At 56.3% G+C, this 9,167-nt stretch carries 7 protein-coding genes and 1 pseudogene; 1 reads left to right on the plus strand and 7 read right to left on the minus strand.

The window, feature by feature from the left end; genetic code table 11:
- The coding region (locus DJ69_RS00005; protein WP_099253723.1) for an IS5 family transposase at nt 1-693 on the plus strand (693 nt) is incomplete at its 5' end.
- An 873-nt stretch (nt 694-1,566) separates the two neighbouring features.
- Here the strand turns inward: DJ69_RS00005 and DJ69_RS00010 are convergent.
- From DJ69_RS00010 to DJ69_RS00040, 7 genes and pseudogenes are all read right to left on the minus strand, one after another.
- Nucleotides 1,567-2,271 carry an ABC transporter ATP-binding protein gene (locus tag DJ69_RS00010; protein ID WP_099253724.1) on the minus strand — a complete coding sequence of 235 codons (705 nt, stop codon included), beginning with the start codon at nt 2,269-2,271 and terminating at the stop codon, nt 1,567-1,569.
- A 2-nt stretch (nt 2,272-2,273) separates the two neighbouring features.
- Nucleotides 2,274-3,242, minus strand: coding sequence for an ABC transporter ATP-binding protein (locus tag DJ69_RS00015; protein WP_099253725.1), 969 nt, complete (start codon nt 3,240-3,242; stop codon nt 2,274-2,276).
- 82 nt (nt 3,243-3,324) lie between these two features.
- Nucleotides 3,325-4,290: a branched-chain amino acid ABC transporter permease gene (locus DJ69_RS00020; RefSeq protein WP_099253726.1), complete on the minus strand. Its 966-nt coding sequence runs from the start codon at nt 4,288-4,290 to the stop codon at nt 3,325-3,327.
- A gap of 1 nt (nt 4,291) precedes the next feature.
- Entirely contained in the window at nt 4,292-5,188 is an 897-nt protein-coding gene (locus tag DJ69_RS00025) for a branched-chain amino acid ABC transporter permease (protein WP_099253727.1), read from the minus strand.
- A gap of 15 nt (nt 5,189-5,203) precedes the next feature.
- Nucleotides 5,204-6,502 carry an ABC transporter substrate-binding protein gene (locus tag DJ69_RS00030; protein WP_144050343.1) on the minus strand — a complete coding sequence of 433 codons (1,299 nt, stop codon included), beginning with the start codon at nt 6,500-6,502 and terminating at the stop codon, nt 5,204-5,206.
- Between the two features lie 462 nt (nt 6,503-6,964).
- Nucleotides 6,965-7,870, minus strand: coding sequence for a DMT family transporter (locus DJ69_RS00035; RefSeq protein WP_394338340.1), 906 nt, complete (start codon nt 7,868-7,870; stop codon nt 6,965-6,967).
- 142 nt (nt 7,871-8,012) lie between these two features.
- A pseudogene (locus DJ69_RS00040) lies at nt 8,013-8,844 on the minus strand (RNA-guided endonuclease InsQ/TnpB family protein); the annotation flags it as partial.
- Between the last annotated feature and the right edge of the window lie 323 nt (nt 8,845-9,167).

Genomic DNA, 9,167 nt, shown 5'->3' on the forward strand with positions numbered 1-9,167 from the left:
CGGGTTCACATGGATGCGACGTACCGCGAGATCGTGGATTGGGCGAGTGAGATGGATCGCGTTCGTGGTCTGTTACAGCTCGCTCGAACGGCATTTCCCGCACCCTCAACGCTGTACCGGTCGTTTGAGATGGTGCCCATGTCCGTGTGGCCAGGGTTCCTTCGGGAGTCCGCGACCATCTGCGATCCGGGTTCGCACGGTGCCATCGATGCCACGTTCTTCGACCGTGAGACGGCATCGAGACACTACCAACACCGCTCGGATCGCCACATACGCACGCTCAAAACGACGGCCCTCGTCGAGACAGACTCGTGTGCCATCCTCGATGTTCACTGCTCGGCACACTGGCCTCACGACACCCAAACTGGCCGTCGAGTTGCTCTTCGTAACACCGAGAAGATCGAGAGTCTCGCCGGCGACAAAGGCTATGATGACCAATCTCTCCGGGACGCCCTCCGTTCAGAGGGCGTCCGACCCTTGCTTCGTCACCGGCTGTTCGCTGCGTACGATCACGCCCACAACGCACGGTTGGACAGCGAATTATACGGCCAGAGCTGGATGGCCGAGACCGCCTTTTCGGCCATCAAGCGTCGGTTCGGCCCCGCTGTCCACCCTCGCGCGTGGTACCGCGAGTTCCGCGAACTCGTGTTGACCGCCACAGTCTACAACCTCGAACAGGCTCTCAAACAGTGACCCCGACGCCATCATCGGATTCAACAAAGCACACTATAGCATTGATTCACCTTCACCGTATGCCGTCACCGCGAGGATATGTCCTCGATAATATCGCCGCCGGTTGATGTATCATCCGGTATTTTACTGTCTTACTCAGGGTTGAACGCACAGAACCAGTCGTCACCATGACGGTAGATCTGTAGGTAGATCTTGTCGGCGTCATCTTCGATCAGTCGCCGATAGGGCTGGCAACGTCGTTGTACACTTCGATGGATGTGTACAACCATTGAAAGACACGGAGAATCTGATGACAACTACACCATTCTCGACCGTGTTGATCTTATAGCTCTGGCTGTTGACGGGAGATGCTGATTTTCTAGGTATCGTACTTTTCCGTCCTCGTTGTGGTTTGAATTCGCTTCCCGGATGGCCTACCTCTGCATGGCTGAGTAGTGATCGGTGTCCATGCGAGTTTGGTCGCAAATTTGTCGAGACCTCTATTGACCCATCTGTCGGTGTAGAAGTGCTTGGTGTCACGATAGAAGCGAGTGATGAACGTTGTTCCCGTTGCTTGACTACAAGAATAACCGCGAGGATCACTTGGTGGGAGTCACCCGAGGAAGGAATATTGATGAGTGCATACTGAGCAGCATCTCGACGGAAAAACCGTTGTAGTCCATGTTCACTACTGTCTGCTTGTGGTTTCGAGGCGGATAGGGACGCAACCACGGCGTGGAATATCCTCTTTCGCGCCTTCGAAGCGGTTATTAATCGGATAGGTCAAAGGAACAGCTGTGGCGGCGCAGTATCTACGAAATGCGTCGGTGAAAGCAGGAATTCCTACTCCAAAGAGTGAACGGTCTCAGCGATGACCGAGTGAGGAAGGATAGTTCACCCACCCAAGTAGAGTTCACCCACTTTCGAATCGTTGAGCAGGACCTCACCAGTGTCCTCAAAACGGTTCTCCCCCATCTCGAGAACATATCCGCGATCCGAGAATTTGAGGGCCTTGCGCGCGTTCTGTTCGACCATCAGAATCGCCGTGTCGTCTTCGTTGATCTCGATGATCTTCTCGAAGACATCATCGACGAGGTCGGGCGCGAGCCCCGCACTCGGCTCGTCGAGCAACAGGAGTTCCGGATCGAGCATCAGCGCACGGCCTATCGCAAGCATCTGCTGTTGGCCACCGCTCATTGAGCCTGCTTGCTGAGACTTCCGCTCCTCGAGGATGGGGAAGTGATTGTAGATGCGCTCGTAGTTCTCTTTCGGGGGATCGCCAAGGATGTAGCCTCCCATCCGTAGGTTCTCCTCAACAGATAGTGTCGGGAAGACGTTGTCAGTCTGGGGAACATAGCACATCCCGTTGCGTGATAGGTCGGATGTTTGGTCGTGTGTGACATCTTCCCCGCGGAACGTGACCGTCCCATCCCAACAGTCCACGAGGCTGAACAGCGTCTTCATCAAAGTAGATTTTCCGGCACCGTTCGGGCCGATGATCGAGACAATCTCGTCGGAAGCGACATCGATCGACACCCCATGGATGATCTCGACATCGCCATACCCCGAGACCACGTCCCGCGCTTCGAGTAGCGCCATCGTTAGCCCCCCAGGTACGCGTCGATGACTCGTTGATTGCCCTGTACCTCTTCTGGGGTGCCTTCCATCAGCTTCTGTCCTTGATGCATGACAATAATTCGTTCAGATAGGTTCATTATGACATCCATGTCGTGCTCGACGATACAGAACGTGTAGCCCTGATCGCGCAGATCTCTGATACGAGCGAGCAGCGTTTTCGACAGCGTCGGGTTGACGCCGGCGACAGGCTCGTCGAGCAGTATCAGGTCTGGATCAGCCATCAACACGCGACCAAGTTCAAGAAGTTTACGCTGGCCACCGCTCAGATTGCCAGCGTACTCATCTCTGAGGTGCTCGAGATCGAGAAGGTCGAGCACCTCCTCAGCACGCTCGTGGTTTGCGGCTTCAGTCTCGGTAACACTGTTGAAGCGCATCCAAGTCTTAAGCACGTTCTCTCCGGGTTGGTTCTTGGGCGAGAGCAACAGATTCTCGAAGACAGTTAAACCCTCAAGTTCGCGGGTGATCTGGAACGTCCGCATCATCCCCGCGCGCGAAACCTGGAACGGCCTGCTGTACTTATGCCCAAAGTGCCGCGTCTTGAGAATCTCTTGGCCACGGTATGCACCGAGTCCGGCTCCCGCGCCGACAGCGGCAGCACCCGCCTGAATGGCGGTCGAGGGGGTGGACTGGCTGGCGAGGGCAAGTCCCCCGAGACCAGCGACCAACGCCGCCGAACCAGTGAAGTACGACTTCTCAGCGCGACTCGGCTGCATGATATCCTGAAGATCAGTTCCGCGATAGCGGATCTCGCCCGCGTCTGGCGGAAGGAACCCGCCAAGCATCTTGAACGTCGTCGTCTTACCGGCACCATTCGGACCGATTAGCCCGACAATCGTCCCCTCTTCGATCTCGAACTCAACACCGTCGACGGCTGTGATGCCGCCGAAGTGCTTCTCGATCCCATCAACGGCGAGCAGCGGCTCGTCGCTCACGCGCCGATCACCTCCGCGCGCCGGTGAACGCGACTGTTGCGCATGCGGGTCCCAGTTCGCCCGTTCGGATTGGGTTGTTCGATCATGTATTATCCTCAGTCATGAGTTGTTTGTCGCCGAGGAAGCCCTGCGGTCTGTACGTCACGACCAGCATTAGTACGAGCCCGATCAGCAGGAAGCGCAAGTCAGCGGCTACGCTACCCGACAGCCCGGGCAAGAAGTCGCTGAGGAACCGAGGGCCTTCGAGTAGCACCATCAGGAAACCGGCACCGATGATCGCCCCGCGATTGGATCCGCTACCGCCCACAATGACGGCGATCCAAACGTAGAACGTGAACTCCGGGATGAACTCGAATGGGGTGATGTAGTTGAGTCGTAACGCTGTCAGTGCTCCGGCGACACCCATTATCATGCTCCCGATGACGAATGCCTGCATCTTCAGTGAGAATGTGTTCTTTCCGAGCGCCTGGGCGACCTCCTCGTCGTCGCGGATCGCTTCCAGCGCACGGCCCCACGGACTCTGAACGCCAGTCTCGGCCAGCCAGTAAACGATACCGAGAACGACCAGAGTAATGACTAGGAGCGTGAGGTTGGTGTACTGGAGGTCAACGAGCGGGTTGGACACCGTCGACCCCGTCCCGCCACCAGTCAGCCAGCCTTCATTAAGGAAAATCAGACGGATGGTCTCGGCGAGTCCGAGACTCGCGATTGCAAGGTAGTCCGTGCGCAATCGGAGTGTTGGGATGCCGATGAGGACGGCGACCACCCCTGAGACGATGGCAGCGAGGATGACTGCAACCGGGATGGGGATCGGGAAGCCAACGACGTCGACCCACAGGAACGGGAGTCCCCACGAGAACGCCGTTTCGCCGCCTACCTTTGAGACAAGCGCTGCGGTGTAGGCACCGATGCCCCAGAAGGCTGCGACGCTGATGTTGAACAGGCCAGTCTGACCCCATTGTATATTCAGACCGATCGCTAGGATGGCGTAGATTCCTCCCAGAGTCAGCATGCTGACGAGGAACGCGGCGGGTCCACTTAGCGCCATCTCACCACCTCCCCCCAGCGAGCCCTTGCGGTTTGTATAGCAGGACTGCGATCATGATCAGGAACGCGAACGCGTAGCGATACTCCGCCGAAATACCAGGTATCATCACGCTTACCTCTTGGGCGATACCAATGATGTACGCGCCAATCATCGCGCCGTATGGACTCCCGATGCCACCAAGGATGACTGCCGCAAACACTACCAGCACGATGTTGAATCCCATTCGAGGGAACAGGACCCCGGTCTGCATCGCCAGCAGCATCCCCCCCGTACCCGCGAGCGCGCCTGATAGTGCCCAAGTGACAGTCATCACTGTATCAGTGTCGATCCCAGCAACCTTCGCGAGCGACTTATTGTCTGACATCGCCCGCATGGCAATCCCCATGCGCGTTCGGGTCAGGAACAGGTGTGTCCCCGTGGCAAGCACGAGGGCAAGGAATACGATAGCAATATCCGTCGAGGTGATCCGGATGCCGTAATCGATCCATCCGACCGAACCTTGGAGCAGTTCCGTTCCCCGTTCAAGTGGCATTCCGAGCGTTCGTTGATTGTCACCCCACTGGAGCCGGATCACCGCTCGCAGGAACAGGGCGAGCCCGATAGTAAGAATCAGGAGGATGATCGGCGTGGAGTCCCGGTGACGCGTCATCAGAATTCGATCGATGAGTACGCCGAGGGCACCGACGAATAGAAACGCCATGAGTCCGGCGACGTAGATTGGTAGCCCAAATGTAACGTACCCTGCGAAGGTTATGAACGCGCCGAGGGTTAGGAACTCGCCGTGAGCGAAGTTGGCAAAATCCCCAATCCCGTACAGCAGCGAAAGCCCGATAGACGCTAGGAGGATGATACTACCGAAGACGATACCATTTACGACCAATTGAAGTTCTAAGGCCATCGATAGGTGTGCGCGTTACTGCCCCGTATCGACGAATCCTTGCATCTCGAACGTACCGTCTATGACCTCCCAGTGTTGGTAGGAGCCCGACGGGTCACCGTTCTCGTCGAGGTTGACATTCCCACTTGCCCCCTGGTAATTGATCGCGTTTCCGGCGTCGAGTTCGCTCTTACCCTCCGCGATAGAGGAGACCTCAGTACCCTCGGGGCGGCTGATTTCGTAGATCGCATTTGCGACTGCGTCGCTACTGTACTCACCCGCCGAGTGAATCGCGAGCCCGAGCATCATGTACGCGTCGTAAGCGTAGGCCGCCCAGACCGTTGGCTGGCGATCGTACTCGTTCTGGAACTCCTCTGCGAAGGTCTGATACACTTCGCTCTCAATAGGCGGGCTCGGATTGGTCCCTTTCATTCCGTTGATTGCCACGGGATCGACGTTCTGCTCGACCTCGTCAGAGACCATACTCTCCGCGCCGAAGATCTCGTAGTTCTCTTGGATCCCCATCTGGTAGGCCTCGCGGATCATCGTCTGGAACGACTGTGGGTAGACGATGAAGACGATGCCTTCGGAATTGGGATTGTCCGCCTCGTTGAGCTGGGCCGAGTATGAACTGCGTCCCTGTTCAGCCGGGATTGTTGTCTCAACAGTGTTCCCAAGCTCTTTGTAACGTTTCTGGAAGGCGTCTGCGAGGCCCTGCCCGTAATCGTTGTTCACCACAATCAACGACACCGATGAGATATCGTTATCTGAGACGACCTGAGCAAGGGCTTGCCCTTGGAACGCGTCCGACGGGCAGCTTCGGAGCACGTATCCGTTATCCTCGAGATCAGTGATCCCAGGGGCCGTCGAATTGATCATGATGTGTGTAATCTCGTTTGGAATCGTGACGGATTCGGCAATCGACACTGCAACCCCGCTCGAACAGGGGCCGGTGAGGACATCTACACCTTCCTGATTGACGAGCTTCTGGGACGCACTCACCCCAGCGTTCGAGGTAGTTTCCGAATCCGCGGTGATTTTATTGATCTTCCCGCCGGCGACTGACTCATTGTTGATCTCGCTCAACGCAAGGTCGCTTCCGCGGTCGTTACGGTCTGCGAAGGGAGCAAGATCTCCCGAGTAGGGGTTGACGAGCCCAACATCGTAGGTGGCTCCGCCGCCACCGCTATCGCTGCTTCCGTCATCGCCATCACTGCTTCCGTCATTGCCATCGCCGTTTCCACCGTCTCCCCCGTCCCCGCCGCCGATACAGCCGGCCAACACCGCTGTTGCACCACCGGCTGCTACCGTCTTTAGAATCGGTCTCCGATTCATCGAGCTGTCGTCCGCATTGGGATCATTATCTGTCATCATCCAGATCCGTGTGGTACTATCCCACGGATGATATCCAATTTCTAGCAGGGTATGAAATAACTTTCTGTTTTTATTATGAGTATATTCCGGTAAAAATACGCAACATGCTATTCTCGGAGATGGACTAAGAGCAATATAGAAGCATCGTCTACTCTTGGAGTCATTTCTTCATGAGCAAGAAACAATACCCGGGTATCATGATGTTCGGTGTCCGAGCTCGTGTGGGTGAAAATTCACTTTCGAAGACAGTTCTCGTCTTGACACAGAAAGTATCTATCGCCTGAGCAATTCGGATCGAGACGGATTTTGAACGGGGGTGATCTGTGAGAAGAGATTAGTGCCCGCCTATCGGGTGATAACGACGTTACCGTCTGCGCTGACGCTCACTGTAGTTCTTGATGAGACTGCCATCGTGATCCTTTGTCAAACTTTCGTTCGCACGCTAACGACGTAGAGGCCGATGGCCATGACGAGACCGCCGGCAAAGAACAGCGGGCCCAACTCTTCCCCAAGGAAGAACGCGCCAAGCGCCGATCCGACCACCGGCTGGGCGAAGAAGAACACCGCAATAGTGCCCGAATCAGCGTACTCGAGGCCCTTGTACCAAAGGTACCACGCGAGCGCAGTAGCGAAGACGCTCAAGTATGCGAGGCCCAGAAGGAAGGACAGGCTGGCCACATTCTTGCCAATTGCTGAGCCACGCATCCACAGTTCGACAAGAGTCATCGCGAGCAGCACGGGAACGGATATCGCAGTAGCGTACGTCGCAGTTTCGAGCGCCGAGTACTTTCGGACGAGATCACGGCCCCAGACCGTGTAGGCTGCCCACGCGAGACTCGCAGTGAATAGTGAGACAATTCCACCGAGGTTGGTGTCGGTCAGCCTCGAGAGGTCGTACTGTCCGGAGAGGACAAGTGCCGTCCCGATGAGGGCGATAACTACCCCGGCCATCTTCACCCGAGTCACCTCTTCGTCGAGGAGAATGACACCTAGCAAGAGTATAAAAATGGGAGTCATCACCGTCAGCAGCGAGCTCTGGCTGGCGTTCGTCAGAGCTGTCCCGAGAAATTGGGTCGCGAGTGTGACAGAGATCGCCACACCGAGGCCAATGAATCGACACCACTCACTGCGAGTGAACGTCCGAGCCGGCTTCGTTGCTCTGACAACTGCTAGAAGGACAACGGTTGCCAGTGCTACCCGAAGAAAGGAAAGCGTCACGGGCGGGACAACCGAGAGACCCCACTTAGCAACGACATACATCCCACCCCACAGCATAGCCGCGGTCAGCGGCGCCAGCACGGTAACGTGTCGACTGAACACGATACTGATATTTCACCACAGGGCTGTTAAACCTTGATGCCTCAGCAGTCGTTGGCAGCTGTAGTCCTGTCATCGGAGTGGGTCGACCTATAGACCTCAGGTTAGATCTTCGTCGCTGCCACCCGAACCCTTATCGCGAATCGCCTCAGGTTCAACCCCCGAGGCTTCCTGCTTCGATGACGCGCTTTGCAGACACTTGAGTGGTGTTCGTAGGGAACGCAGTCTCCACAGGCGTATCTTCGAGCCCTCCTAGCCCTAACTCAGCAAACGCGTTGCAGGACATTCATCGCTGCGTTCGCATCTCGGTCACACTCAAATCCACAACTTGGGAAGGTGTGTTCCCTGACCCAGATGGGCTTCTACGTCTCTACACCACACTGAGCGCACTCTTTTGTCGTCCCAGCGGTTTCCACCTGTACGACGTGACAGCCGTACAAGTCCGCCTTGTATTCGAGGAAGGTAATGAACTGCCGCCACGCCGCGTCCTGCTTGTTGCGAACGTTGTGCAACTGCTCCAACATTCCCTTCACGTCTAAATCCTCGACGAACACACCGTCGTACTCACTGACGAGCCACGTCGTAATCTTGTGTTGGTAATCAAGCTCTTTCCGCTTGATGTGGCGCTTCACCTTCGCCATTTCCCGGCGGTGCTTCTCGTAGTTGCTTGACCCCTTCTCATTGCGAGATAGCTTGCGTTGATCGCGCTGGAGTCGTTCGTACTCGTCTTCAAGATCAAGCCAGTCCACGGTCTTGCCATCCGAGGTGTAGATGTAATTCAGGATATCGAGGTCGATCACGACGCTATTGCTCGCATCCAGCGAGTCCACGTCGGGTTTCTCGGGCAGGTCAGCCTCGTCGGTTTCGAGGCCAAACGAGACGAACCAGTCACCTGTTGTCTCTTTCTTAACCGTGACTTCTTTGATGTCGGCTTCGCCGGGAATCGGGGGGTGGTAGCGAATGCAAATGTCCCCTATTTGGGTGACCACCTATCAGGAGCAGGTCAACCGCCTGAAAGGAACGTGGCTTTCCGAACGCGACTAGGGGCAGCTGATCGAGCTATGTCTCGATGACAACGAAGTAGAGTTCGACGTGTCCTTGGGAACCAGCGGGGACGAACGCGGCTGGTATGACATCGAACACGCGAAGAATGTCTTCGGTTACGCGCCACAAGACCATGGTGAGGACTGGACGGAATACCCCCGAGAAACCGGTCGAACAAGTCAACGACAACCGCTCGAGATGAATCGACGTCTGGCTATCGTCTTCCCGTAATACGCCCAACGCTCATGTGTAGCACATTGTTGAT

Source organism: Halorubrum persicum, assembly GCF_002727125.1.
In the GTDB taxonomy this organism is placed as follows: domain Archaea; phylum Halobacteriota; class Halobacteria; order Halobacteriales; family Haloferacaceae; genus Halorubrum; species Halorubrum persicum.